Genomic DNA, 763 nt, shown 5'->3' with positions numbered 1-763 from the left:
AGGAACAGCTCGAGCCGGTTGCCGGCGGGAATGGGCGCGCCCTTGGCGATGCCTTCGAGCATGGCCGCGGGTTCGACCACSGCCGCSACCGCGATGAACACCGCCGCCAGGCCGATCATGCTGTGGAAGAAGGCCACCAGCTCGGGCATCTTGGTCATCTCGACCGTCTTGGCGCGGTAGGCGCCGTAGCCGCCGCCGGCCGCCAGCCCCAGCAGCACCCAGGCCAGGCCSGTGAGCTGGCCGCCGGCCAGCTTGTAGATCAGCGCACCGGTGGTGACCACCGCGATGGCCATGCCGGCCATGCCGAAGAGGTTGCCGCGGATCGAGGTGGTGGGGTGSSWCAGGCCCTTCAGGGCCTGGATGAAGCAGACGCTGGCGACCAGGTACAGCAGCGTGACGACGTTCATGCTCATTGCGAGGCTCCCGCTTCGGCCTTGGGTGCGGCCTTCTTYTCYTTCTTCTTGAACATCTCGAGCATGCGCCGCGTGACCAGGAAGCCGCCGAAGATGTTCACCGCCGCCAGCGCCACCGCGAGCACGCCCATGGTCTTGCCCAGCGGGGTCTCGGTGAGCGCGGCCGCCAGCATGGCGCCCACCACCACGATGGCCGAGATCGCGTTGGTCACGGCCATCAGCGGCGTGTGCAGCGCGGGCGTGACGGTCCACACCACGTGGTAGCCCACGTAGATGGCCAGCACGAAGATGATGAGGTTGATGACGGTATGGGAAACGGGATCCATGATTTCTTCTCCTCGCGTGGGTGC

The 763-nt window shown here is 67.0% G+C and carries 2 protein-coding genes; both read right to left on the bottom strand.

Features of this window, described 5'->3' with window-relative positions; genetic code table 11:
* Nucleotides 1-413, bottom strand: a 413-nt coding sequence (locus AC1DMS_RS31745; RefSeq protein WP_478182150.1) for an NAD(P)(+) transhydrogenase (Re/Si-specific) subunit beta, incomplete at its 3' end; no start/stop codon positions are given.
* Nucleotides 410-739 carry an NAD(P) transhydrogenase subunit alpha part 2 gene (locus AC1DMS_RS31740; protein WP_012745555.1) on the bottom strand — a complete coding sequence of 110 codons (330 nt, stop codon included), beginning with the start codon at nucleotides 737-739 and terminating at the stop codon, nucleotides 410-412. The genes AC1DMS_RS31740 and AC1DMS_RS31745, both read right to left, overlap by 4 nt.
* Nucleotides 740-763 lie beyond the last annotated feature (24 nt).

The sequence above is a fragment of the Variovorax sp. 05T418 genome (genome assembly GCF_056396385.1).
Note: the sequence above shows the minus strand (reverse complement) of the source record. Positions and strands in the feature narration are given on the sequence as shown.